19 protein-coding genes are annotated in these 25,417 nt (G+C 46.8%); 7 read left to right on the top strand and 12 right to left on the bottom strand.

Annotated elements, in window-relative coordinates; translation table 11 throughout:
* Positions 1 to 92 precede the first annotated feature (92 nt).
* On the top strand, positions 93 to 665 hold the full coding sequence (locus tag VIS94_07635; protein ID HEY9160939.1) for a PEP-CTERM sorting domain-containing protein: 573 nt from the start codon (positions 93 to 95) through the stop codon (positions 663 to 665).
* A 230-nt stretch (positions 666 to 895) separates the two neighbouring features.
* On the opposite strand, the gene VIS94_07630 is transcribed toward VIS94_07635, so the two are convergent.
* Genes VIS94_07630 through VIS94_07620 form a run of 3 tightly spaced genes read right to left on the bottom strand, consistent with a single transcriptional unit; the run spans position 896 to position 3,739 of the window.
* Positions 896 to 1,663, bottom strand: a complete 768-nt coding sequence (locus tag VIS94_07630) for an ABC transporter permease (protein HEY9160938.1) — start codon at positions 1,661 to 1,663, stop codon at positions 896 to 898.
* The gene (gene glpK, locus VIS94_07625; protein ID HEY9160937.1) at positions 1,663 to 3,150 is read right to left on the bottom strand and encodes a glycerol kinase GlpK; all 1,488 of its coding nucleotides are present in this window, start codon (positions 3,148 to 3,150) and stop codon (positions 1,663 to 1,665) included. The genes VIS94_07630 and glpK overlap by 1 nt, the downstream gene beginning before the upstream one ends.
* Positions 3,143 to 3,739: a Maf family protein gene (locus VIS94_07620; protein HEY9160936.1), complete on the bottom strand. Its 597-nt coding sequence runs from the start codon at positions 3,737 to 3,739 to the stop codon at positions 3,143 to 3,145. Before VIS94_07620 ends, glpK begins: the two co-directional genes overlap by 8 nt.
* A 116-nt stretch (positions 3,740 to 3,855) precedes the next feature.
* On the opposite strand from VIS94_07620, the gene VIS94_07615 reads away from it, so the two are divergent.
* The gene (locus tag VIS94_07615; protein ID HEY9160935.1) at positions 3,856 to 5,196 is read left to right on the top strand and encodes a glycerate kinase; all 1,341 of its coding nucleotides are present in this window, start codon (positions 3,856 to 3,858) and stop codon (positions 5,194 to 5,196) included.
* Between the two features lie 6 nt (positions 5,197 to 5,202).
* Here VIS94_07615 and VIS94_07610 read toward each other — a convergent pair whose 3' ends face one another.
* Entirely contained in the window at positions 5,203 to 7,554 is a 2,352-nt protein-coding gene (locus VIS94_07610) for a DEAD/DEAH box helicase (protein HEY9160934.1), read from the bottom strand.
* 162 nt (positions 7,555 to 7,716) lie between these two features.
* Here VIS94_07610 and VIS94_07605 point away from each other — a divergent pair, with 162 nt between their 5' ends.
* The 4 genes from VIS94_07605 (at position 7,717) to VIS94_07590 (ending at position 12,539) form a co-directional block, all read left to right on the top strand.
* Positions 7,717 to 8,991, top strand: a complete 1,275-nt coding sequence (locus VIS94_07605; protein ID HEY9160933.1) for an MgtC/SapB family protein — start codon at positions 7,717 to 7,719, stop codon at positions 8,989 to 8,991.
* 78 nt (positions 8,992 to 9,069) lie between these two features.
* Positions 9,070 to 10,395 carry a ribonuclease H-like domain-containing protein gene (locus tag VIS94_07600; GenBank protein HEY9160932.1) on the top strand — a complete coding sequence of 442 codons (1,326 nt, stop codon included), beginning with the start codon at positions 9,070 to 9,072 and terminating at the stop codon, positions 10,393 to 10,395.
* Positions 10,377 to 11,645, top strand: a complete 1,269-nt coding sequence (locus VIS94_07595) for a hypothetical protein (protein HEY9160931.1) — start codon at positions 10,377 to 10,379, stop codon at positions 11,643 to 11,645. Before VIS94_07600 ends, VIS94_07595 begins: the two co-directional genes overlap by 19 nt.
* The gene (locus VIS94_07590; GenBank protein HEY9160930.1) at positions 11,646 to 12,539 is read left to right on the top strand and encodes a hypothetical protein; all 894 of its coding nucleotides are present in this window, start codon (positions 11,646 to 11,648) and stop codon (positions 12,537 to 12,539) included.
* Positions 12,540 to 12,596: 57 nt separating this feature from the next.
* On the opposite strand, the gene VIS94_07585 is transcribed toward VIS94_07590, so the two are convergent.
* On the bottom strand, positions 12,597 to 14,486 hold the full coding sequence (locus VIS94_07585) for a hypothetical protein (GenBank protein ID HEY9160929.1): 1,890 nt from the start codon (positions 14,484 to 14,486) through the stop codon (positions 12,597 to 12,599).
* 468 nt (positions 14,487 to 14,954) lie between these two features.
* On the opposite strand from VIS94_07585, the gene VIS94_07580 reads away from it, so the two are divergent.
* The gene (locus VIS94_07580) at positions 14,955 to 16,223 is read left to right on the top strand and encodes a mechanosensitive ion channel family protein (protein HEY9160928.1); all 1,269 of its coding nucleotides are present in this window, start codon (positions 14,955 to 14,957) and stop codon (positions 16,221 to 16,223) included.
* A 13-nt stretch (positions 16,224 to 16,236) separates the two neighbouring features.
* Here the strand turns inward: VIS94_07580 and VIS94_07575 are convergent, their stop codons facing one another.
* From VIS94_07575 to VIS94_07545, 7 genes are all read right to left on the bottom strand, one after another.
* Positions 16,237 to 17,016: a prepilin peptidase gene (locus tag VIS94_07575; GenBank protein HEY9160927.1), complete on the bottom strand. Its 780-nt coding sequence runs from the start codon at positions 17,014 to 17,016 to the stop codon at positions 16,237 to 16,239.
* Positions 17,013 to 17,960, bottom strand: a complete 948-nt coding sequence (locus VIS94_07570; protein HEY9160926.1) for a carboxyl transferase domain-containing protein — start codon at positions 17,958 to 17,960, stop codon at positions 17,013 to 17,015. Before VIS94_07570 ends, VIS94_07575 begins: the two co-directional genes overlap by 4 nt.
* Complete coding sequence (gene dnaE / locus VIS94_07565) at positions 17,957 to 21,391, bottom strand: DNA polymerase III subunit alpha (GenBank protein ID HEY9160925.1); 3,435 nt, start codon at positions 21,389 to 21,391, stop codon at positions 17,957 to 17,959. Before dnaE ends, VIS94_07570 begins: the two co-directional genes overlap by 4 nt.
* Positions 21,392 to 21,435: 44 nt before the next feature.
* Entirely contained in the window at positions 21,436 to 22,890 is a 1,455-nt protein-coding gene (guaB, locus tag VIS94_07560) for an IMP dehydrogenase (protein HEY9160924.1), read from the bottom strand.
* 117 nt (positions 22,891 to 23,007) lie between these two features.
* Entirely contained in the window at positions 23,008 to 23,874 is an 867-nt protein-coding gene (sppA, locus tag VIS94_07555) for a signal peptide peptidase SppA (protein HEY9160923.1), read from the bottom strand.
* A 422-nt stretch (positions 23,875 to 24,296) separates the two neighbouring features.
* Positions 24,297 to 25,073, bottom strand: coding sequence for a 4Fe-4S dicluster domain-containing protein (locus tag VIS94_07550; protein HEY9160922.1), 777 nt, complete (start codon positions 25,071 to 25,073; stop codon positions 24,297 to 24,299).
* Positions 25,070 to 25,402 carry a hypothetical protein gene (locus tag VIS94_07545; GenBank protein HEY9160921.1) on the bottom strand — a complete coding sequence of 111 codons (333 nt, stop codon included), beginning with the start codon at positions 25,400 to 25,402 and terminating at the stop codon, positions 25,070 to 25,072. The genes VIS94_07550 and VIS94_07545 overlap by 4 nt, the downstream gene beginning before the upstream one ends.
* Positions 25,403 to 25,417 lie beyond the last annotated feature (15 nt).

Raw genomic sequence — 25,417 nt, 5'->3', positions numbered from 1 at the left:
CCTTTCCATAAATTATAAGGAACAAATTAATAATGTGAATTATTACTATTACAGGGGCAAATAATAATTTTATTTAATGGAGGGTTCTAACTATGAGGAAAATCTTAATCGTCATGGCGGTCTTTTTCTTTGTCTTTACAGGCAGTTCTTTCGGAGCACCTATAACCTTGACAAACGTAGCCACATTCAATTCAACAGGGATTGTAAGCTCTGGTGATGGAACGGCATCTCTTACCGGTTATGGCAGAGGTTCGGTAAACCTTCTGGACGGATCCGGTGACTATGTTAAATGGACACAGGCTTTCACATTTAATCCATCACCGGATAACAGCACTATTAATGGCAAACTCTCAATAAGACTGCGTGATGACAGCAACAGCTGGCTGGACGGACCGGAATTTGCCCTGGGCTGGACAAATAACGGCACATGGGCAATCGGGGAAGTTGATACCGGCACATATAATTACAATGTCAGTCTTCAGAACGGTGCTCTGACAGTTACACTTGCCTCTCTTGGCGGGGATTTTTACATAGACTCCTCAACACTTACAATCAATTACAGTTCTGCATCACCTGTACCTGAACCCGCATCATTGGTGCTGATAGGTCTGGGTATGCTTTCGGTAGGTTTCTTTGCCAGGAAAAGAAACAGATCACATAATTAGAAACATACTTAAGAATAAATAAAGGGAATGGTTTTCTCAAATGAAAACCGTTCCCTTTTTACTTTCAATTATCGTAAGTCTTCTCAACTGCATATATCAGAAAATCCAACTGTTCTATCATTACATGGTTTCCTGAGAACAGCCCGGGGTATGAATTGCCCTTCATATCAGGTGATAATGACGATCTGGTCAGGAACTTTTTTTAACAGGAAGTTTCGGTAATCCTTGAATCAATACATCAGAGCAGTCAGGATGTAGTCCGCAATCAGTATGCTCACAGAAGAGATAACCACGGAATAAGTTGTCGCCCGGCCTACTCCCTCGGCACCACCTGTTGTCGAATAACCCTTGTAGCTCCCGACAGTTGCAATGATCAGGCCGAAGAATGTCGCCTTGAACATTCCTGTAAATATGTCTTTGTAATGAACATATTCCGTTATACGGTACCAGAACATGCTCTCATTTATACCCAGAATTTTCACCCCGACAATCCATGACCCGACCATGCCCACAGCATCATAAACAAGTGTCAGCATGGGCATGACGAGGAGCGCTGCAATTATCCGCGGAATAACAATATACTGAAAAGGATTGACTCCCATTACGGTAAGGGCATCGATTTGCTCAGTGACTCTCATGGTGCCGATCTCGGCCGTCATTGCCGAGCCTGCCCTGGCCGTAACCATAAGCGCAGCAAGGACAGGACCAAGTTCTCTAGTGACACTGAGCGTAGCTGTAGACCCGACAAGCGCCTCGGCACCGAATTGCCTGAATCCGTAATGCATCTGAAGCGCTGTTACCATACCTGTAAAAATGCCCGTAAGCAGGATAACGGTAGTCGACTTCACTCCAATAAATTCCATCTGTTTGAAAAGCTGCTGAAAGAAAAAGGGCCTCCTGAAAAGCCATTTGATAATACTGGACAGGAAGATACCAATCTCGCCTACCTGTTCGACAAAAGATATTGCAATGCGGCCCAGATATTCAAGAAACTTCATCAAACCCTGCTCTTTACCCTGCTGATTGCATCAATCCAGCCGTCATACATCTTTGTCCGCGACTCTTCATTTATTCTCGGATAAAAAACCTTATCCGATTTTCTGAGATTTTTTATCTCTTCACTCGAAGGCCAGAAGCCTGTTGCCATCCCGGCAAGAAATGCTGCACCCATTCCGGTCGACTCGATATATGATGAACGGTCTATCGGACAGCCCAGCGTATCAGCCTGGAACTGCATGAGGAAATTATTTTTGCACGCACCTCCATCAACCCTGAGCTCAGTGAATTTCTCACCTGTCACGCACTCGAATGCACCTATAAGATCCTTGACCTGGAAGGCGATGCCTTCAAGCGCAGCCCTGATGATATGCGCCCGCGTAGTTCCCCTTGTTATACCCAGAATACCACCTCTCGCATACATGTCCCAGTATGGCGCTCCAAGGCCTGCAAAGGCGGGAACAAAGTATACACCGTCCGTGTCTTTCACGCTCTCGGCAATAGCCTGCGATTCCGCCGCAGATGACACAAGTCCCAGCCCGTCCCTCAGCCACTGCATTACCGCGCCTCCGATAAAGATGGACCCTTCCATTGCATAGCAGGGCTTTCCTTCACCGTCACAGGCAAGTGTCAGTATCAGCCCGCTTTCAGGTTCCACCTTTTTACTGCCGATATTCAAAAGCATGAAGCAGCCGGTGCCGTAAGTATTCTTAGCCTGGCCTTCAGAAAAACATCCCTGACCGAAAAGTGCCGCCTGCTGGTCGCCGGCTATTCCTGCAACCGGTATCGCGGCGCCTGTCACATTCGGATCGCTTTCACCGACAATCTCGGATGACGAAACAACCTTGGGAAGAAGCGATGAGGGAATATCCAGATGCTCAAGCAATTCATCATCCCACTTTTTTTCATGGATATTATACATTAGGGTTCGTGAAGCATTTGTATAATCCGTCACATGAACTCTTCCCCCGGTAAGTTTGGCAATAATCCAAGTATCTATGGTTCCGAATGCAAGTTCTCCTGCCTCAGCCCTGCTCCTTATTTCGGGATGTTCATCCAGAAGCCATTTCACCTTTGTCCCGGAAAAATATGCATCAAGTACAAGACCTGTCTTCTTCTGAAAAACCGGCTCAAGCCCTTTTCCCTTCATTTCATCGCAAATGCCCGCGCTTCTGCGGCACTGCCAGACGATGGCGTTATGTACGGGTTTCAGAGTTTTTCTATCCCAGATAACCGAGGTTTCTCTCTGATTCGTAATCCCAATCCCTAAAATATTCGCTGCCGTTATGTCTGCATCCTTAAATGCCTGGTTCATGACCTGAACCGTCGAATCCCATATTATCTCTGCATTGTGCTCTACCCATCCGGGCTTCGGGTAGATCTGGGGAAATTCGGTATAGGCGCTTGAAACTATCGTGCCTTTTTTGTCAACTATCATCACCCTTGTACCTGTTGTCCCCTGGTCAATAGCCATGATGAACTTACGCATTGATACCTCCTGAGCTGTTTTTCTTAAGCATTATAAAAGGTTTGATATCCTTAAACACTTCAGCAAGGGGAAGGCCGATGACATTCGTGAAAGATCCGTCAATTCTGTCCACAAAGGCCGCCCCTATTCCCTGAAGACCGTATGCTCCCGCCTTATCCATGGGTTCACCCGTAGAAACATACCATATAATATCATCTTCCCTCATATCGGCAAAGTGAACTGTTGAACTTACAACCCTGGTCACCTCATCATCTCCACTGGGAAATAGTATCGTGTAGGCTGTAAACACGGTGTGCCGCCTGCCGCTCAAACGCCTGAGGTACGAGCATGCATCATCGCTGTTTTTCGGCTTGCCTAGAATTTCACCATCTATAACAACTATGGTATCGGCTGCAATTATAAGAGAATCCTTGAACTCCTTTCTTACCGCCAGGGCCTTTTCCCTGCTGATGCGGGAACAGAAGGCTTCAGGCGGTTCTTCATCACGTACGTGCTCATGTATATCCGGGATAACGATATCGAATTCAATCCCCAGATATTTGAGCAACTCCTTCCTCCTGGGTGAAGCTGATGCAAGGATTATCCGCATGTCTGGTACCTTAAGGAAATAACAATCCCATGTCAACGAGCCTGACATATATTTATGGTATGAACTTTTTTCTCATGCTAAAACTTATTATCAGTCAGATCCACGGAGGTGGTTTAATGCAGGATAAAACATCCAGTATGAGAGATGATGCTCTGAAAATATTCAAGACTGCTGTTGCTGCGGTTGATCCCGAAAATGCAGTAAAATCTTTTCTGACCTTAAACAATAACATGCTGAGCGCAGGTGATAAAAAGTACGACCTGAATGATTATGTCAGAATTGTCGTTGTCGGTGCAGGGAAGGCATCTGCCCCAATGGCGAAGGCGGTTGAAGCCATTCTGGGAGAACGGATAAGCAAAGGAACAGTCGTAATTAAATACGGCCACGGAATGCAGCTTGATAAAATCGAACTTATAGAAGCCGGTCATCCTGTGCCTGATGAGAACGGAATAGCCGGGGCTCAGAAGATTGCGGGTCTTCTTCAAGACTGCAATGAAAATGACCTCGTCATCTCGCTTATATCAGGCGGAGGATCAGCCCTTCTGCCAATGCCCGTCCAGGGAATATCGCTCGCGGAGAAAAAAAAAGTAACCGATGAACTGCTCAAATGCGGCGCGGATATCCATGAGATAAATACTGTAAGAAAGCACCTTTCCTCCTCGAAAGGGGGTGGGCTTGCCAGAATCGCATATCCTGCAACCGTAATAAATCTCATGCTCTCCGATGTCATAGGTGACGACATGGATGTAATCGCATCAGGCCCTTTTGTACCTGACAGGTCTTCATTCAATGATGCAATGGGGATTATCAATAAATATGGGCTCCGGGACAGACTCCCCGTAAGTGTAATTGATATGCTCAAGGCCGGTTCTGAAGGCAGTATCCCGGAAACGCCCAAAGAATGTGATCCCATCTTTGATAAAATAACGAATATAATTGTCGGCAGCAATCTTATGGCCTGCACGGCAGCAAAGGAAGAGGCTTCATCGATGGGCTACCATACAATGCTCCTTTCTTCAGCCATTGACGGCGATACGACAGAAATTGCGCAGGCACATATCACCATAGCGCGCCAGATACTCTTTTCAGGCAATCCGGCAAGTCTTCCCGCATGCATAATCAGCGGCGGAGAAACTACGGTAAAAATAAAGGGAAGCGGCAAGGGAGGCCGAAACCAGGAATTCGCCCTCGTATCCGCAAAGGAAATTGCGGGTATGGATAAGAAAATCGTTGTGCTAAGCGGCGGAACAGACGGCTCGGACGGACCTACCGATGCGGCCGGAGGTATTGTCGATACAGGAACGGCTTCACGCGGAAAGGCAAAGGGGCTCAATATCGATAATTACCTTGCCTCCAATGATTCTTACAATTTTCTCAAAGAAACAGGCGACCTGCTTGTAACCGGACCGACCCGAACAAACGTAATGGATGTAAGAATTCTGCTTATCGACAATTAACTAAATTTATTTTCCCAGCATCAATTGCAGTATCTCAAGTGCTGCATACTTTGCATCCGGCCCGACTTCGAGACGAGGGCCCACGCATGAGGGGCAGCCGTTTTCACATGGGCATACGTTAATGAGAGTGCGGGCATGCGCAAGTATGTCCTCGTGCATCTCGAATAAGAGCTCTGAAAAGCCTATGCCCCCGGGGTATGCGTCAAAAATGAATATCGTGGGGTCGAAAAGACCTAACGGCGTTTCCGCACCCTGAGTTGCAGCGAGCCTGTCCCTGCCGCCTTTGATGTACCACTGGCCGGTCTTGTCACCTATGGCCCTGTCTATGTCACGTACATCGGACATGATCCAGATGGCCGCAATTTGATGCAGACAGTAGCTAAGCCCCATCAGGCCGTCAAGGATCTGCCCGCGCGTAATCTCCAGGGTGTCGAGCCCCTTCCAGGGAATGGTGAACCAGTAGCTGGTCGTATGCATATCGTTCTGCGGCAGGTTCACGTCACCAAAGCCGACGTTTTCACCGGTATAGAATTTTATTTTTTTGAAGCCGGCGACCTTCCTCACAACCTCGACCTCGCCGTGCCCCACTGTTATTACTCCGCTTTTTTTGTTTGAAAATTCATCCAGCACGCTGACATTCGTCCAGGTCATGGCATCCGTATAATAGTCGGAATCCACCTGATGGACATAGGCTTTGCGCCTCTCGACATCAAATTTATCCACATGATACTGCCTCGATTCCAGCATATAGATCGCGCCCTCATGAACCGAAGTAAATGCGCTGTCGAAATCCACCTCGGCAATGATCCTGCTTGAGCCGGTAACTGTTTCATCGACGATAACGACATTGTCCGGATTGACGGTACGCAGGCTGACATCATCCGCGGGATAACTGTCTGCTGAAAAATGCCATTGTTCGCCCGCCTTGTGGAGAACACCCTTTTCGGCAAGATAGTCGAGAATCTCCTTTATATTTTCGCCCCCGAAGCTTTCACCTTCCATAAACGGCAACTCGAACGCCGCACATTTTATATGATGGAGCAATATCAGGAGGTTGTCGGGATTTATCCGGCAGTGCTCGGGCGGGCTGCCGAAAAGGAAATCAGGATTTTCCATTATGAACTGATCGACAGGCATGCTTTTCCCCACAAGTACGGCTAGACATGAATCCTTCTTGCGGCCAGCCCGGCCAGCCTGCTGCCAGAGACTTGCAATCGAGCCGGGGTACCCTGTCATTATGCATGCCTCCAGATTTCCGATGTCAATACCAAGCTCAAGTGCATTCGTACTGACAACACCCATTACCTCTTTATCCCTGAGGCCTCTTTCGATCTCGCGCCTTGTCTCGGGCAGATAGCCGCCCCGATATCCTGAAATGAACCGGCTGTCATCCGGAAGCCTGCCGGGTGCAAATGCATCCTTCAGATATTTCGTCAGGACCTCGACATTGAGTCTTGATGTAGCAAAAATAATCGTCTGTATGCCGTTATCGACAAGGCTTTTTGCGATTTCACGCGCAGGCACCATGGCGCTTTGCCTGATGCCGAGTTCCCGGTTCACTACCGGTGGATTATAAAGGATAACAGTCCTTTCCCCCCGCGGCGCTCCGCTTTTGTCGATAAGTTCGGTCTCCCGGCCGAGTATGGCCTCGGAATGCTCCCTGGGGTTGGCCACGGTTGCCGAACAGCAGATAAAAACAGGATTGCTCCCGTAAAAATTGCATATCCGCTTTAGTCTTCTGAAGACGTTTGCAAGGTGGCTGCCGAATATCCCGCGGTAGATATGGAGTTCATCGACCACTATGTACTTAAGGTTGGCGAAAAGTTTCTGCCATTTTGTATGGTGCGGCAGAATGCCTGTATGCATCATATCAGGGTTTGTAATCACTATGTGGCCCTGTCTGCGTATAGCCTGCCGGGCGTCATCGGGCGTGTCACCGTCATAGGTGAACGTCTTGATGTTCATATCGAGCTCTGTAATCAGACTGTGAACTTCCTGCATCTGGTCCTGTGCAAGGGCCTTTGTCGGGAACATATAAAGGGCCCTGGTTTCGGGCATTTCAATAATGCTCTGGAGTACCGGGATGTTGTAGCACAGGGTCTTTCCGCTTGCCGTGGGAGTGACAAGGACGACATCTCTGCCCTTTCTTACCAGATCGACTGCATCCGCTTGATGGCTGTAGAGTTTTTTTATCCCCCGGGCCTCGAGAACATTTTTTATTCTTTTATCCACCCACTCAGGAAAAGTGGAGAAGCTGCCCGATGAAGCATCAAGCCTCTTTAAGGCGGTGACGTTTTCCATGAACCGCCTGTCGTTTTCAGCCCTTATTATCCATTCCTTCAAAGTTAGCTGCGCCATATCTTCCCCGCCGTCCGGTCTGACCAAAGCTGAATTAATCCACTCAGCCAAGCTTACAGCCCTCAAATAAAACTGTAAAGAATTTATGAGATATTACCTCCCGTACCCACAATTTCAATATTAACTGTTTAATAATTCATTCTCAGAACCGATAAGTATCCTATGCTCATACAGCAGGACCCGTATCTTTTTTTAAGGTTCGGCGTTGCGCTTCTCATAGGCATCCTCATAGGCATGCAGCGTGAATTCTCTTTCAGCAGGGGAGACGAAAGGGAACACACAGCCGGGATCAGGACTTTTGCTCTGATTTCTCTTTGCGGCTGCGCCTCGGCGTTCATATCGGACATTACCCGTTCCATCCTGCCGCTTGTCACCATGATAGGCATATTCGGGATCATCTTCGCAGTAACGCAATATGCTGACACCGTTAATGAAAGATCCGGTATTACTGGTGAAGTATCAGCGCTTATCGCACTTATCTGCGGCATCATGTGCAATTACGGCCAGATTGCCATAGCGGGTGCATTGGGGGTAATGACTACGCTCCTCTTATCCATGAAACCCGAGCTGCACGGCATTGTAAAACAAATGTCCAGGGAAGACCTTTTTGCAACGCTCAAGTTCGCGGTCATAACCGCAATCATCCTGCCGATACTTCCTAACAGGAGCTTCGGCCCGGAGCCTTTCAGCCAGATAAATCCTTTCAATATATGGCTTCTGGTCATTCTGATTTCAGGCATAAGCTTCGTTGGATACATACTCATAAAGGTCATAGGCCCGTCAAAGGGCATGGGCCTTACCGGTCTCCTGGGCGGACTGGCGTCATCTACGGCGCTTACTCTTTCATGCACCCAGCAGAGCCGGCAGGCTCAAACCCTGGCAAAGAACTTTGCCCTTGCAATAACAATTGCATGGACCGTCATGTTCGGCAGGATCATCGTAATAGTGGGAGTATTGAATATGCCCCTGGCCCGGAGGATCATCCTGCCGATGCTCATACCGGTCGCAGTGGGACTGATCTATTGCCTCTGGCTTTATAAAAAGGCCGGACATACGGACAATGCGGCCGAAGTCTCTTTTGCCAACCCGTTCGAGCTGTGGCCAGCAATAAGCTTTGCAATACTGGTTTCCATTATTCTGGTCATATCGAAATTCGCACAGATGAACTGGGGCAGCAGCGGTGTGCTCGTATCCAGCGTGTTGGCAGGCATTGCCGATGTTGACGCCATATCGATCACACTTGCAAAGATGAATTCAGGCCAGGGTGCACTGGATACAACAAATGCTGCAACCGGAATTATCCTGGCTGCAGCCACAAACACCGCGGTCAAGGGGCTGATGGTTATATTCATGGGCAGCGCAGGGCTTAGACGCTATATCCTGCCCGCCGCAATAACAATGACTGGCATAGCACTCACAACAATCCTGTTTATCTGATAATATTCCTGTTCACACTCCAGGATAATTTTCCCGGCTGTTGACATAACTCAGCGTTCGACCTACGCTATTTTAGGAATGAGCACGATAGACAGACTTAAAAGGCTTACAGGCGAAGGTCCGAAATCAAGGCCCGGAACTGATGCGAGTAAACCCGGCATTGAAGAGTTAAGGCGAAAGATCGACGCCATTATGGCAAGGGGCACCAGGATTCAACCAAGGCCGCAGACCCGCCCCTTGAAAGCTTCAATTCCGATTGAGACTGCCCTTTCAGGTGAAGTGGTAAAAAACGACTACGGCGAGTTCTTTTTTTCAAGAAACAGATTCAGGGCGGATTCGAGGCACGGCGGCAAACTTATCAGAGAATGCCTTAAAATCGACATGCATGCAGCCTCCATGCTTGCGCGCCATTCTGCAATTGCAGGTTGCAGCCCTCATGATGCGCTTTTTTTCGATACCGAGACAACAGGACTTGCAGGAGGTACCGGGACGCTCCCCTTTTTGATAGGTCTGGGATTTTTCGAGGGCAATGACTTCATTACATGCCAGCTCTTTGCCAGGGATTTTTCCGACGAAAAGGCCATGCTCGCATTTTTGAACGAAACAGCAGCCGAAAAGAAATTCCTGGTCTCGTTCAATGGCAGGGCCTTTGATATGAACCTGCTCTCGGCTCGCTTTATATTGAACCGTCTTGAAGACTCGATGAAGGCCATGCCGCACCTTGACCTTCTTAATCCATCGCGAAGGCTTTATTCGCACCGCACATCAAATTGCAGACTTGTCACACTTGAAGACGAGGTGCTAGGTTTCAGGAGAATAAGCGATGTCCCGGGTTCGGAAATACCTCAGCGTTATTTCGACTGGTTGAAAACCCGAAACCCATCGCTCATGGAAGATGTCTTCGAGCACAACCGTTTAGATATCGTATCAATGGCGACGCTGCTCAGCCATCTGACTGAAGTGGTATCAGGTGGCTGCATCGATAAAGCCCACCCCGGAGACATCCTGGCTGCGGCAAAACTTCATAATGATCAGGGAAACCATGAACTGATGCGTCATATGGTTGAATCGATAATCGGAATTGATGATCTCTCATATGCAATGGAAGCAAAGAAGATGCTCTCGCTCATCCATAAAAGATCCGGTCAATGGCATGAGGCTGTCCGTTTATGGGAGGATATTGTATCTTCAGACAGCGGGGATGTATTCGCACTGGCCGAACTAGCGAAATTCTGTGAACACAGGAGCCATGATATCGGACGCGCACTTGCTATCGTTGAACAGGTGTTAAGATATGACCTGATAACCGAAGATGAAAGGGGCTCTTTTGAACACCGCCGCAAACGGCTGGTTTCTAAAAATGCCTGCTCGGACAGGGATGTGTTATGCTCGAAGAATACCTGATCAAAGAGGCCAGGGATGTATTTGAAAAAAACCTCGTTAACTTCCGGGGTCTCACTTTTCACCAGCCCGCACTAGGCGCCTACCAGTCGTTTTTCGCGTGGGATTCCGGATGGCATGCAATTGCACTTTCAGTAATCGCACCTGAACTCGCCGTAAGAGAGCTGGAGGCGGTTTTCTCTTTCCAGATGGAAAGCGGACTTATCCCGCATGAGGTCAGGATCGAAGGCCTTGGAAAAAGTGAATCCATTTTCAGGAAGATGCTCATCAGATCAGTCTCAAGCCAGTTCGACAGCATGGGACGGAGCATGTTCATTGACCCGCCTTCATATCTCATTGCGGCGGAGATTGTTTATAACAGAACCGGGGATGAAAGAATACTGAAGTTGCTTCCTTCTATGCTGAAATGCCTTGAATACCTGATAAGGGAGAGAGACCTGCTGGGAGACAGCCTTGTGTGCATAATCCATCCCTGGGAATCGGGAACCGATGCGGCCCCCTATTTCGATAAAGCCTGCGGTGTTGATGTGAGAAGGCCGACATGGTTTCTGCGATATATGTACGCCTATCTGAAACAGCTAGAAGAAATAGTCCGGCTCGACTGGGATGGGAAAAAGGCCCTTGAAAAAGGGGCATTCGTTTTTCAGGATGCAGGCCTGAACGGTCTGGTTGCGGCAGGGGCATCGGCGGTTTCCAGGCTCTTCTCAATCGCAGGGAATGAAACGGATGCTCAAAAGTGCAAAGAAGTTGCTGATGCGGTGATTAATGCCTGTGAAAGTCTGCTGTGGGATGAAAGAAAGGGATTCTATTATCCAAGACGCCTCACGCCAAAACCAGTAAAAGTTTTCAGGTCATGCCTTAACGGCATCATGCCTCTGCTTTCCGGTTTGGTGCCAAGAGAGCGGGCAGAAAGGGTTATGAACGAATACATAAATTCAACCGGGCATTTCGCCTGTGATTACGGAGTACGGTTTAACTCTGCAAAAGAAGAGGACCTCAGATGGTTCAGAGATTCCATGCTCTGGCGTGGGCCCTGCATCTGGATAAGCATGAACTGGGCTGCGGCGGAAGCCGCGTCGATTTACGGGAGAAAGGACATCGCTTCATTGATAACCGCAAAGACTGCAAGGCTTATTACCGGAAATGGATTTCACGAATTCTATGATCCCGAAACAGGTAGAGGCAAAGGGGCTGACATGTTCACATGGCCGGCCCTTATCCTAGACATGATCGATCGCCACGGTATTTCATAGATGAAAAAGACTATACAGAAAAAATCCTGCATGTTGGACCTGCCATACTGCGGACATTTTGCAGGCTCCGAAGAAAGCGTGTTCATAGCCGTGCCTGAGAAGACGAAATATGAAATGGAGATAAATACCCTTAACGATCTGCTCAGGGCAAAGGGGCTTAAAAACTATATTATGCCCGAACTTTCGGATCAAAATAAAATATCGTTTTGTGAACGTGTATGCTCGAAGATCATCTCATCCCGTTTCTGTCTCGTATTTACTGAAAGGAATCTAGCACGATCTACGGATGTACACCTTTCGTACGGAATAATGCTCGCTTTTGATAAGATCGTTGTTCCTCTTGAAAAGGCCATTCATGATATAGAAAAGTTTGCGCCGCTGCCTGCAATATTATACTATCCTGATAATTTTCGCTCAATCGCACAGTCAATTATTGAAGAAGCATTATTTAAGACATCTTCGAAGGGACTGCTTGGAGTGCTCTACAGCGATGAAGAGCTGCAGCAGTATTTTCTGAGCTGCAATCTCAAACCGCTGCCCATTGAAAATCAGGTTACAAGGGAATTTTACAGGATAGCTTATCCCGCCGATTTTCTTATACTTGAAGGAACCGCCTTTGTGTTCTTCGGGGCCTTTGAATCACTGGGACATGAAGAAGCAGCAGCAAGAATACGTCTGCTTATAAAAGGTCTGATGAAAATGAAGTCACGCTTTGAAACTGTTTATAAAAACACGCTCCCGTTTGAAAGCATTGAATTCATATACAGGGTATTTTCAAACATAAGAATTGAGGTGCTTGTTTCCCGCAGTATTGATATTCCGAAATTATTATCCGAAACATCTGATGCTACAATCCCGGTCAAACTCATAAACAGAGATGCCATTAGAAAATAATAAAAAGGCGCCCGGTAAATGCCGGGCGCCTTGTATGCTCTGTTGCGTGCAGATAAGCTACTGAACTACAACATCAAGTTTAGCAACCAGACAGTTGTTGATTAGTTCCGTATCCGATATGCCGATTGCAATCGACTGACCAAAAAGGTCAATTGTCGGAATATCAAAGTTAACAAGCTTCTGAAGGAGCATGTCCAGAACCTTCACTGTAAGCTTGCCTCCGATTTCAGGCAACAATGCCGAATTAGTCAGGTTTGTATACAGGTAGTTGATCGTGAAGCTGCTGTTAGGAACATTAAGAAGAGCCTGAACATGCTTCCCGTCTTCGGAAAGCTTCAGCTGCAGGTCAAGGTCGACATCGACACACATCCTCGCCGCATAAGGATAAGGCAGCACCGTTCCCTTATAGTAAAGTTCAAAATACAGATCCTTGACTATGACCCTGCCGACCTGGGTAATGCCGTCAGGCAGAACTTCAGTTCCGGAGAAATCGAATATAGGCGGAGTAAGCAGCGTCGCTTTAGCAATAATAGTTTTACCTGAGACAAGCTTGCCAAGCAGATCCTTTACTGAGGACGTGAGGTCGAGATTCTTTAGCAGACCGAGCTGGATCAGGTCAAAGGACGCTTCATTCATCAGATCGTCCGAAATCGCCATTGCGATATTTTCATTGGATGTCATGGTTATAGCAGGCTGAGTATTGGGAAGAGTTGTGTAGAAAACCGTTAAATCCTGTACCAACGGTATTGTATCTTCTGCCAGTTTGGCAGACAGGCCAAGATCAATAACCATCTGATCGGCGGTAGGCGTTGTGAATATGGTGCTCATCATTGGCCAGCCACTTATGTTAAGTCCAAGAAGATCGAATGAAATGTCATTTACCCCGACAAGTTCCATTTCAATGGCCAGCTTTTTCAGTACCGTATTCTTGACAATATCAAGGATAAAGTTAATGAGTTCATCTTCCAGTTCTATCTTACCAAATTCTATGGTTGGATTACCAAGATCGATATTTGCACGGCTTAAATCAAGCTTTGCAACTATCTTGTTATTGGAATTTACCCCAAGTCCCAGCTTGACGTTGGATATGTTAACCAGGTTTGTATAAACCGTAAAGTGGATCCTTGTCTCAATACCAAGAGGATATGTCCTGTAGTGCCCCTGGACAAACAAGGCCTTCGCACTGCCGCCCCTTGGATTTACCCAGCTTTCAGGCGTAATCAGTATGCCGGCTGCAATCTGGTTGGTCGGCAGTATATCGGTTGATATGGAAATCTTGCCCAGATTTATATATCCCTTGTCCTGAGGTTCGCTGTAAGCCTGCGACAGCTGTATCCAGCCGTTCATCCCATCATCGAAAGGTATCCTTGCTGTCGGGATAATAGGCGACATTGATGCAAACGGGCTTTCAGGATTCAGTGATCCGTATATGGCATTATCCCATCCATAGATCAGATCATTCTTCCATGTGTTCATGAAGTTGCTTGCGAATTTTTCAACCTGATCAAGCAATGAATCCGTCAATACCAGCCTCATTGCGTTGTCTATCACCCCGACTGACCCCGGTTCTGAGGCCTGCCCGAGGGAATATGAAGCCCTTTCAATATTTGCAATACCTTTCTTGTCAATTACCGTAAATTCACATGTAGTAAATATTTCCGCCTGATTCATTTTAAGCTCATATGAAAAAAGACCGGTGGTTTTATTAAATGCAATCACCTTGCCCTGCGCCTTGAGGGTCTGTATCTCACTGTCTCCGGCTGTTACCCTTCCGGTGATTATGATGGCAGGCGTCCCTGCTTCAAACACCATGCCTTTTGCCGGACTTGTGATTTTTATTGTTGCCGGTTTGTAATCAGTGCCGACACACATGCCAAGAAAGCCTGATGACATGAAAAATAATGTCAAGCCAATCACCAAATACAATGCATGTCTTCTCCTCAACATCATTACCTCCTATAAATTATTAATAATTTTTTCAGGTTTGAACGTTGGTTTTCTTCGGACACAGAATTACCCTGCCTCATGATTACATTCACATCCCAATAAACATTAAACATCAATTAAAGCCTCCAACAAATAAATCGTAATTTAAACCAAATTGTTTTATAACTATTTTAAATATATATAATATATATTTTACTATACTTCAAACATAATATGATAATAATAATTGCAGCATATCAAAAAGCAATATTTTTAAAAAAATTATCCGGATCGGACATCAATAATGTAACAACATGATATCAGGTCATTTTTGCTGATTATTCACAGCGACAGGTACTATTGTCTATAAATGGCATAATTCTTCTGATAATTTGACGATTAAGATAAGATCGAGCTATTTGACTATGTCAGCTTTTAAAGATATTAAATTTTTATTTATCAGGAAAAAATATTATCCGGGGAATAAAAATGAGAAGCAGATTCAGAGTTATATCACCATATGCGGCAATTGCAGTAATAATTTCGGTTTTGATAATTCCATTTTCTTACTCTCAGGCAAGCAATACTGACAAGAGCACCTGTCCTTCAATAATAGAAAAGGGCGCAATAAACAGCTCCTCCGCCAACGATAAGGTCCTGTCTGCCGGTCACCAGCTGGAAGGGGTCATAAGCACATTAAGTCAGGGCGCATCAAAGTATGCGGGAGAATTTATTCCTTCAGAAACAATCCTTGGCATATCAATTCTCGAAATCATCATACGGATCATTATTTTTATATTAATTGTTATTGGGGAAAGAACCGTCAGTTTTACCCTCGGCAGACAGACAAAAAATATTTTTTCAAGCAGCAGATTCCATACAGCATCAAAGATTGCCCTTGCCGCAAGAAGACCCGTCAGTCTCTTTATTATTTTTTTCGGGGCTTACGGCTGTCTTCATCCGCTGCTTCAATATAACAAATCAATTTATCATATTGCAGGAGTGACGGCCGGAATAGTGACTGCTTTTATAATTTTCTGGTTTCTTTACAGGATGGTTGATGTCTTCGAATCCTACTTGCGGGCTGTGGCTGACAAAACAGAAAGCGAACTTGATGATATGCTGGTACCGTTTCTCGGCAAAATTTTTAAGATCCTGGTCGTAATATTCGGCACCATGACTGTTATACACTCTTCAACAGGAATGAATCTTGGACCGATGCTCGCCTCTCTCGGAATCGGAGGCATTGCAATAGCTCTTGCGGCAAAGGATTCTATCGCCAATTTCCTTGGATCTCTCACAATTCTTTTTGACAAGCCTTTTACCGTCGGAGACAGGATAATAATAGACGGACACACGGGTGTTGTTGAAAATGTAGGATTCAGGAGCACGCGAATCAGAACGGCAATCGGTTACCTGGTGTCCATACCCAATGAGAAGGTCGTCAACACCACACTGGTAAATGCCGGCAAAAGCCCTTTTTATAAATGGGATGCCAATGTCACTATGTCACCGGATACAACTCCTGAAAAAATCTCCCAGGCCATCGATTCAATAAGAGAACTGTTCTCAAACCATGAGGCCATGAAACCGGAAACACCGGCTTCAATCATATTCTCGGGCATCAAAGATAAAGGCCTCCTGATACAGATATCAGCCTACTACTATTCCCGGGACTCGAAAGCATTCAATGAATGGATATCCAGAATGTGGTCTGAAATACTAAAAAGGCTTAAGGAACTTGATATAAAGATCTGAAAGACAGCTTACATCACTGATGCCTCATGAACCCGAAATACCAGCCGATCATGGGCGGGCCCCATAAGAGATAAATCAACACCCCTATTGACAGGAAAGGTCCGAATGGAATGGCTGCCTTCATATTCTTTCGATTAATGAAAACCCAGGCAATGCCTATGACGGAACCAATCAAAGATGCAGCAAAAAGTGTAAACACCACACCCTGCCATCCCGTAAATACTCCTATCATGGCAAGCAGTTTCACATCTCCGCCACCCATACCCTGCTTTTTTGTCAGGAAATAATAGCCGTATATTATTATAAGCAGAATCCCTCCACCTATTGCCATACCGATAAGAGAATCCTTATAGCTTACGGGCAGCCAGTTTACGCAGATAAGCCCGACAACAATACCGCCCAGAGAAATCCTGTCCGGTATTATCTGAAAATCAAGGTCGATATAGGTGACAACAATCAGCGCGCATGCAAAGGCATAATAAATAAAAAACTGAGGAGTAAGTCCGTACTTGTGAAAAAAGACTATCGAAATAACACCGGTCAGCAACTCGACAACAGGGTATCTGACTGAGATCCTCTGCCCGCATTTCCTGCATTTCCCGAGCAGGATAATCCAGCTTAAAACTGGTATATTGTCGTACGCCCTTATGGGAGTATCACAGCCCGGACATTTGGAACCCGGCCATACTATCGAAAGGTTTCTAGGTATGCGGTAAATGCATACATTGAGGAAACTCCCGATAAAGAGCCCGAAAATCGCTGCTATTACATAATACGCAGCTTCGATATTCAAGGCATCAACCCTTCAATACGCTGAAAACGTTTTCTCATGAGCGTTTCAGTATCAACATCCTTCAGTTCCGATATATACCGTCGGATAGCCTTTCCAGTTTCATTTATTACAGATTCGGGATCGTTATGGGCTCCGCCCAGAGGTTCCATGACCATATAATCTATGAGTCCCTGAGCATACAGATCACGGCCCGTGCCTTTAAGTATTTCTGCCGCTTCTTCCTTTGTTGTCTCATCACCCCTCTTGATCGATGCAAACCCCTCAGGTGATATGGCACTGTAAAATGCGTTCTCCAGCATAATCATCCTGTCCCCGAATCCCAATGCCAGAGCACCTCCTGATCCCGCTTCCCCGATTATGCATGCGATAACGGGTGTCCTGACACTGGATATGGCATTTATGCATGTCGAGATGCTGTATGCCTGGCCTCTGTCTTCTGCTACAGGGTCCGGATAAGCACCCGGCGTATCTACGAAAGTGATTACCGGTCTTGAAAATTTTTCAGCAAGCTTCATAAGCCTTGCCGCCTTGTTGTTCCCTGATGGAGAAGCCATGCCGAAATGATGTTCAAGATAATTCTTATGTCCTGTTGTGTGTTTCTTGTGCCCGATTATGACAACCGGCTTTTTATCAAGGAATGCCAGCCCTCCGGTTATCGCAGGATCGTCGCCGAGGGCCCTGTCTCCATGAAGTTCCATGAAACTGTCGAATATGCCGGAAATGAATTCACAGACACCCGGTCTTGCAGGATGTCTTGCTATTTCAATGCATTCCCAGCGGGTAATCTCCGAATAAAGGTCTTTTCTCAGGTCATTGGCCAGCTTCCTGGCCTCTGCGCTTGACTTTTTCGCCTTATCGTCAACGTCTTTTTCCGCCCTTATCAAACTCGCTTCATATTCCTTAAGCGCTTTATCAAGGTCTGCGAATTTTCCGCTTTTCTTCACTGTATCTCCACTCTCGACGGCCCCAGTATGCTCTGAATCCTGTCAATAAAAGCCCTGATCGGTGCTACGGTATATTCCTTTCCTGCATCGATCATTACCACCGCCCCGTTTGACTTTATCTGAAAGCTGACCGGACAGCTGCCTTTGAAGTCAAGTATGCTGTTTTTGACAGCCTTGATATCCTGCTGTTTGTCCATATCGGACAGCTTCACAACTACACGGCTTGCAAAAACAGAATCCGCCTGATCAACAGGATAGACCTCTTCAGCTTTCAGGTCAACTTTGACGGATGTCCCTTCCTCGCTGTCATCTTCACTTCGGTCGACAGTTGCCTTTATTACGACAGGCCCTTCGCCTGTTATAGCCTGGTGAAACTCGGCATAGCATTTGGGGAAAAAGATCACAGGCACGGTACCGTGCAAATCCTCAAGCAGTCCCCTTGCCATCGGGTCGCCTTTTTTTGTCCTTGTTATATTAAGGTTCTGAATGATCCCTGCTATTATGGTCTTGCCTGTTACCTCGGAAAGCGTAAGTGTATTGGCTGTCGAATAACGTTCTATGATTTCCGAAAAAGAATTCAGAGGATGCCCGGATATATAAAATCCCAGGGCATCCTTTTCCTGCTTGAGTCTTTCGTTATCAGGCCAATCCGGTATATCCGGCAATTTCAGCTGCTCTTCAGTCTCATTTTCATCGATCAGATCGAAAAGTGAGCCCTGCATATCATCTTTTTGCCTGGCCATTCTTTGAGCATCTTCAATCAGTGCATCTAGGGATTCAAAAACAGCCCTTCTGTTTGCATGAAGACTGTCAAAGGCGCCTGATTTCAATAGCGATTCAAGCACCCTGCGGTTCACGCCTGAGAGACTGTTCCTCTTGATGAAGTCCCGGACATCCTTGAATGCCCCTTTCTGACGCTCTTCAATGATTATATCCACGGCTTTGTGACCGACACCCTTTACACCACCCAGACCGAAAAGGATGCCCTCTTCCGTTGTAACGAATTCCCATGCGCTTTTATTGATGTCCGGAGGAAGGATTTTCACACCTTTGCTCCGGCATTCGGCTATATGCTGCACGACTTTGTCAGTGTTGTTCAGGTCCAGCGTAAAGTTCGCCGCCATGAACTCCTTGAAGAAATGACATTTCAGATAAGCGGTCTGATAGGCTACCAGGGCATAGGCTGCGGCGTGTGATTTATTGAATCCGTAGTTGGCAAATTCTTCCATTCTGGAGAACATTTTTTTTGCTATGTCTTCAGGAACCCCGTTTTTCTTCGCCCCTTCAACGAAGTCGTGTTGCTGTTTTGCCATTTCCTCGGGCTTCTTCTTTCCCATCGCCCTCCTGAGCAGATCCGCTTTGCCCAGAGAATAGCCTGCCACCACCTGGGCTATCTGCATGACCTGTTCCTGATAGACCATGATCCCGTAAGTTTCCTTGAGTATCTGCTCGGTAAGCGGGTGGAGATATTCCACCTTTTCTTTCCCATGCTTTTTGCGGGCGTATTCGGGGATGAAATCCATAGGGCCTGGACGGTAAAGGGCCACCGCTGCGATAATATCTTCGAAGACCGTCGGCTTCAGTTGTGAAAGCATCTGTCTCATGCCTGAAGATTCAAGCTGGAACACGCTTGCAGTATCACCTTCACTTATGAGTCTGTAAGTCGCCTTGTCATCGAGAGGTATTTTTTCTATTTCCAGTTCGACTCCGCGGGAGTGCAGAATATCAAGGGTCTTGTGTATTACGGTAAGAGTCTTCAAGCCCAGCATATCGAACTTGACCAGTCCGACCCTTTCAAGGACTTTCATGTCATACTGGCTTATGGGCATTCCTTTTTTATCGATATAGACAGGAACATGGACCGTGATGGGAGAGCTGTCCGAGATTACGACGCCGCCTGCATGAACCGAGGCATGGCGTGACAGTCCTTCAAGCGCCCTGCCTACCTCTATCACCCTGGCCACCTGCGGGTCTTTTGAAATAAGCTCTTTGAGTTTAGGCTCCTCGTTAACAGCCTTTTCAAGTGTTATCTTGGGGTCATTCGGGACCAGTTTGGCAATTGCATCCGCTTCGGAGAAACTGATGCCCATCACCCTGGCAACATCTTTAATGACCGCCTTGGCCTTCAGGTTTCCGTATGTCGTTATCTGGGCCACATAATCCTTGCCGTATCTGTTCTTTACGTATTCTATAACTTCATCGCGCCTGTCCTGGCAAAAATCGACATCGATATCAGGCATGCTCTTGCGCTCGGGATTCAAAAAACGCTCGAAAAGAAGGTTCCACCGTATTGGATCAATGTCTGTTATTCCAAGGCCGTAGGCCACTAACGAGCCTGCTGCGCTCCCTCTGCCGGGACCTACCGGTATGCCTTTGGATTTTGCATAATTTATGTAATCGGCGACAATAAGAAAGTATCCAGAAAAACCCATGTCCCTTATAACACCAAGCTCCATTTCAAGTCTTGAACTGTAATTTTCCGGGATTTCACCCATTCTTCTTTTAAGGCCTTCCCTGGCCTGCTGTGTTACCATATCTTCCAGCGACCTGCCGGGTTCAGCCGGAAATACCGGAAAATAGTAAACGTTCTTAGGAATCTCCACATTGCAGCGTGATGCTATTTCGGATGTCATGCTGACGGCTTCGGGAATATACGAAAAGGCTTCGGCCATTTCTTCAGGGCTTTTGAGGTAGAAATGATCTGACCCCAGCTTCATGCGGTCGTTGTCCTGCATCGTAGCCTGTGTCTGTATGCACAACAGAACCTCATGTGCACTCGCATCGTTTCTGTTCAGATAGTGGCAGTCGTTAGTTGCTGCGACAGGCAGCGAATATCTTTTTGCCAGATCGATCACCATGGGATTTATCTGCGACTGGTCGGCAAGGCCATTCTCCTGGATCTCGAGATAAAATCTACCGTCAAAAGTCTTCGCATAGAACTCGAGAGCCTCAATAGCCCTGTCCCGGTTCCCCCTAAGAAGCCAGTAAGGTATCTCTCCTTTAAGACAGGCGGAAAGGGCAATAAGCCCGCCGTTCAGTTCGGAAAGGAGGTTTTTGTCGACCCTGGGTTTATAGTAAAATCCTTTTTCATGGGCCAGAGACACCAGTTTCATGAGGTTCGTATATCCCTGGTTGTTCATAGCCAGGAGCAAAAGGTGGTAGTTTGTCGGGAAACCCTTCAGTGCCTCCTTGACCTCCATTGAATCAGGTGCGACATAAACCTCACAGCCGATTATTGGTTTGAGACCTTCGGCGACAGCCTTGTCGTAAAACTCCACTGCCCCGTACATAACCCCGTGATCCGTTATGGCAACAGCCTTCTGGCCGAATTCCCTGGTCTTTCTGATAAGATCGCCCACCCTGATGGCGCCGTCAAGAAGGCTGTACTGCGTATGGCAGTGTAGATGAACGAAACTGTTTTCTGCTCCCATTATCCTGCCTGAATTTACTAAAACCGGTTGCTTTTCCGGCCTTTTTATGATTCCAGCTTGTAGTTTGGCGCTTCTTTCACGATTATGACATCATGAACATGAGATTCCTTCAGGCCTGCCGCCGTAATTTTGATCATCTTCGCGTTCGTCTGAAGCTCCGGCACGGTCCTGCAGCCCGTATAGCCCATTCCTGCACGGAGACCGCCTATAAGCTGATATACATTATCGGATATCTTTCCCCTGTACGACACACGGCCGACTATACCTTCGGGTACGAACTTCTCTGCATCGCATATGTCACCCTGCTGGTAGCGGTCTTTCGAGCCATGCTTCATAGCCTCCAGCGAACCCATGCCCCGGTATGATTTATAAGTACGGCCCTGATAGATAATCAGCTCGCCCGGCGCCTCTTCGGTGCCGGCGAACAGGGAGCCTATCATTATGGTCGAGGCACCGGCGGCAATGGCCTTTGTAAGATCCCCAGAAAATTTGATGCCTCCGTCGGCAACAACCGGAACACCGAATTCACCAGCCGCCTTCGAGCAGTTCATTATCGCGGTTATCTGCGGCATGCCTACGCCCGCCACAACCCTTGTAGTACAGATGGAACCGGGCCCGACCCCCACCTTTACACCGTCCGCACCGGCTTTGATGAGGTCAACGGTCGCCTCGGCAGTAACAATATTTCCTGCAAGAACCTGGGATTTGGGATAAATGGATTTTATCGCCTTTACCGTTTCCAGAACAGCCTGAGAATGGCCGTGAGCGGTATCGACCACTATTACGTCGACACCCGCCTTCATCAGCGCATGTACCCTGGGTTCATCGTTTGGAAATACCCCGACTGCAGCCCCGACCATGAGCCTTCCCCTGCTGTCTTTTGCCGCATCAGGGAACTGTTCTGCCTTTTCAATATCCTTGATGGTAATGAGACCTTTGAGCCTGTATTCATCATCAACCACGGGCAATTTTTCAATTTTATACTTATGTAGAAGCTTGCTTGCCTCTGCCAGTGTTATCTCACCTTTTATGGTGATAAGATTTTCTTTTGTCATCGCCTCGCTGACCGAGCGGTTCAGGTCGGTTTCGAATTTCAGGTCCCGGTTTGTCAGGATTCCCACTAGTTTGCCTTCGACGGTTATCGGTACACCTGAGATGTGGTAATGCTTCATGAGCTCTAGAGCTTCCCACAATTTTCTGTCAGGCGTCATCGTTATGGGATCGACTATCATACCGCTTTCTGATTTTTTCACCTTGTCGACTTCAACCGCCTGTGCTTCCGGTGACATGTTTTTATGAATTATTCCTATGCCCCCTTCCCTGGCCATCGCTATGGCCGTGTTTGCCTCAGTAACGGAATCCATTGCAGCGCTTACGAGAGGTATGTTAAGCCTAATCCCTCTTGTCAGCCAGGTGCTCGTATCCACGCTGGCAGGCGTTACGCTGGATCTTGCGGGAATCAGCAGAACGTCATCAAAAGTCAGTGCTTCTTCTATCATATAGTCCTCACTAATAATCCTGGATTATCGGTCATTTAATATTGAATTACTCTCTTTCCCCGGTTGCTGTCTAAGCCACTTTTTCCAGACACCGCCGGCTCATCACTGTCAGTTTTATTAATACATGCTGTAAGACAGCCTGATGTTTCTCCCTTTAACCATTTCGCCTATCGATGAAGAATTGCCAGGCATACTGCCGTCCAGCAGACGCCCCAAAGATTCGAACAGGCCTTTTTCCTCTTTCGGCCTTATTATCCTCGGTTTACCTGTAATCCCGGCCTTTGTTTTAGCCAGATCGATAGCGTCCTGAAGCCCCCCCATCCTGTCCACCAGCCTCAGATTCATGGCCTGCCTGCCTGTATAGATTCTTCCGTCCGCATAGGACCTGACCTTTTCTGCCGTAATCTTACGCGATTTTGAAACCGCTTCCACGAACTGGTCTTGAACGTCATTCACAACAGCCAGAAAATATTCCTTTTCCTCCGGCGACATCGGTCTGAAAGGAGAGCCGGCATCCTTCATTTTGCCGGATGTAACACTTCCCGCTTTTATTCCGAGCTTAGTCAGCCCCGAACTGATGTCTATAAACTCCATTATTACGCCAATTGAACCGGTCATTGTCCCCGGCATCGCAAAAATCGTATCGCATGCACAGGCGATATAATAGGCTCCCGATGCACCGAGTGCGGACATGGATGCGATCACCGGCTTTTTCCTTTTTAGTTTGAGTATCTCCTCATATACTTCCTGCGAAGGACCAACCACACCTCCCGGGCTGTTGATACGTACGATTACGGCCTTTACGGCATCATCCTCTTCAAACATCTTCAGCCTCTCAAGATACACCTCAGATCCCAGGATAGTTCCATCAACTTCAAGGATTCCTATTGCCGGTTTCATTTCGCGGGCATAACTGTAGCCTATCCAGCATGCAGCAACAGCTATAAACACCACTAGAATTGCTATCTTTGCTCTTTTTTTCATGGTTTGTATTTTTGACCTCTTATGCGCAGCCACCGCTGGTACAGGCCGTCATAACTTTGCATCTCTTCGTCGCTTCCTCATCTCGTCACTGCGGCATACGCTAAATGTATACCTCATTCCTCGATTTCGTCGCTCCTCGATCTGCTTTGTTCTTACGCCCTGCCCTTTAACCGTAAACATAAAATACATATGTTACCGGTTAAAAGCAGTGAACCTTTGCCAATGTATAGACAAGTTGTTTTATTTTGTCCAGAGGTTAAGAGTGTTGTTTTTCATATTTTATCTGTACTGTATTTTGAATTCGGTGATAGATCAAACGCCCATGGAATTTACCTTACCATGAAAATATGGAATGAAAATCCCTATTTTAATGATAGATGATTTTTATTTTTCAGGACCAGTGCATTACCAGCAAAAAAGATTTATGACTTTACGAGTGTTCTGATCCCTGCTTTGCACGTCTTCACGCACACCCCGCAACCCATGCATTTATCGATATCGGTAACAGGTTTTTTATCAGACAATGACGCGGCATCAAACATGCAGCGCTTAATGCATATCCCGCAGGCCGTGCATTTGTGAGGATCGGATATTTGAACGATATAGCCGGACGTTCTGACCATAGGGATACCATATTTCCTGAACAGAATTACCGGTATACAGCTCTGACCGTCACAGTTGCACAGCACATAGCCTTTCTTGCCCGTGGGCCTCGATGTGGTCATTATCTGGTGCACCAGCCCCAGGTCCTCGCACTGTCTTAATTTATCGATTATCTCCTTCCTGAGTTTGAAATCCTTGTGATAATTTTCGTCCGACAAATCCTCCATGCCTTCCACAAAAGTGAAGCCCATGCATGTATCTCGCGGTATATCGGGGTCGTCAGGTATGATATGCGCCTTACAGGTGCACGGGCTAAGGCTTGTGACACGTGCGCGTTTTACCAGATTGATAACATCGTCGCATGGCAATATTTTTGGTCTGCCTTCGAGCGAATCGAGTGAAGGTACGACAATCCCGGTAAAATATGTACAGAACCATATGAAAAGTCTTTTCAGATAAGGTCCTATAAAAGGCCTTTTTGTAGCTTCACCCCAGGCAAGGAAGAATTCAAGCGAACGCACTTCAAGGTACTGGCCGAAGTATCCTCCCAGCAGGGAATCAAATAAATAGAGTGCGCTCTTCAATGGATTTTTCACACCCTACCCCTCTTAATCTCCCTTTTCAGCTTCCTGAGCCAGTGGCCACATGAATTTATCAGCCACATGCGGTTGAGCCCTGCGAATTCAGGATGTTTTGCCGTGAAGTGTTCGACATGCGGGTCTTCGCATGTTTTGAGTCTGTCAAAATCTTCAATGACGGCATAAAGCTTCTCTTTTGAAAAATTCCTGTAAAGAACGGATGATTCGAACTTCCTTCTCTGCCTCAATTCCCATTCCAAAGCTACACAGGTGAAGAAAAGACAGATGAGGAAAAACACAAAGGTGTGAAATATGCTTACCTTTTTTTCTTCCGACAATTCTTTCATGGCTAATTGTAAAAA

Source organism: Desulfomonilia bacterium (assembly GCA_036567785.1).
Taxonomy (GTDB): domain Bacteria; phylum Desulfobacterota; class Desulfomonilia; order UBA1062; family UBA1062; genus DATCTV01.
Note: the sequence above shows the minus strand (reverse complement) of the source record. Positions and strands in the feature narration are given on the sequence as shown.

What these genes read in the sequence shown, in the direction of transcription:
- VIS94_07585 (HEY9160929.1), bottom strand. Translation starts at nt 14,486, where the DNA reads ATGTTGAGGAGAAGACATGCATTGTATTTGGTGATTGGCTTGACATTA.
- VIS94_07595 (HEY9160931.1), top strand. Translation starts at nt 10,377, where the DNA reads ATGCTCGAAGAATACCTGATCAAAGAGGCCAGGGATGTATTTGAAAAA.
- guaB (HEY9160924.1), bottom strand. Translation starts at nt 22,890, where the DNA reads ATGATAGAAGAAGCACTGACTTTTGATGACGTTCTGCTGATTCCCGCA.
- VIS94_07600 (HEY9160932.1), top strand. Translation starts at nt 9,070, where the DNA reads ATGAGCACGATAGACAGACTTAAAAGGCTTACAGGCGAAGGTCCGAAA.
- VIS94_07580 (HEY9160928.1), top strand. Translation starts at nt 14,955, where the DNA reads ATGAGAAGCAGATTCAGAGTTATATCACCATATGCGGCAATTGCAGTA.
- VIS94_07590 (HEY9160930.1), top strand. Translation starts at nt 11,646, where the DNA reads ATGAAAAAGACTATACAGAAAAAATCCTGCATGTTGGACCTGCCATAC.
- glpK (HEY9160937.1), bottom strand. Translation starts at nt 3,150, where the DNA reads ATGCGTAAGTTCATCATGGCTATTGACCAGGGGACAACAGGTACAAGG.
- VIS94_07635 (HEY9160939.1), top strand. Translation starts at nt 93, where the DNA reads ATGAGGAAAATCTTAATCGTCATGGCGGTCTTTTTCTTTGTCTTTACA.
- VIS94_07615 (HEY9160935.1), top strand. Translation starts at nt 3,856, where the DNA reads ATGCAGGATAAAACATCCAGTATGAGAGATGATGCTCTGAAAATATTC.
- sppA (HEY9160923.1), bottom strand. Translation starts at nt 23,874, where the DNA reads ATGAAAAAAAGAGCAAAGATAGCAATTCTAGTGGTGTTTATAGCTGTT.
- dnaE (HEY9160925.1), bottom strand. Translation starts at nt 21,391, where the DNA reads ATGGGAGCAGAAAACAGTTTCGTTCATCTACACTGCCATACGCAGTAC.
- VIS94_07620 (HEY9160936.1), bottom strand. Translation starts at nt 3,739, where the DNA reads ATGCGGATAATCCTTGCATCAGCTTCACCCAGGAGGAAGGAGTTGCTC.
- VIS94_07630 (HEY9160938.1), bottom strand. Translation starts at nt 1,663, where the DNA reads ATGAAGTTTCTTGAATATCTGGGCCGCATTGCAATATCTTTTGTCGAA.
- VIS94_07545 (HEY9160921.1), bottom strand. Translation starts at nt 25,402, where the DNA reads ATGAAAGAATTGTCGGAAGAAAAAAAGGTAAGCATATTTCACACCTTT.
- VIS94_07610 (HEY9160934.1), bottom strand. Translation starts at nt 7,554, where the DNA reads ATGGCGCAGCTAACTTTGAAGGAATGGATAATAAGGGCTGAAAACGAC.
- VIS94_07605 (HEY9160933.1), top strand. Translation starts at nt 7,717, where the DNA reads ATGCTCATACAGCAGGACCCGTATCTTTTTTTAAGGTTCGGCGTTGCG.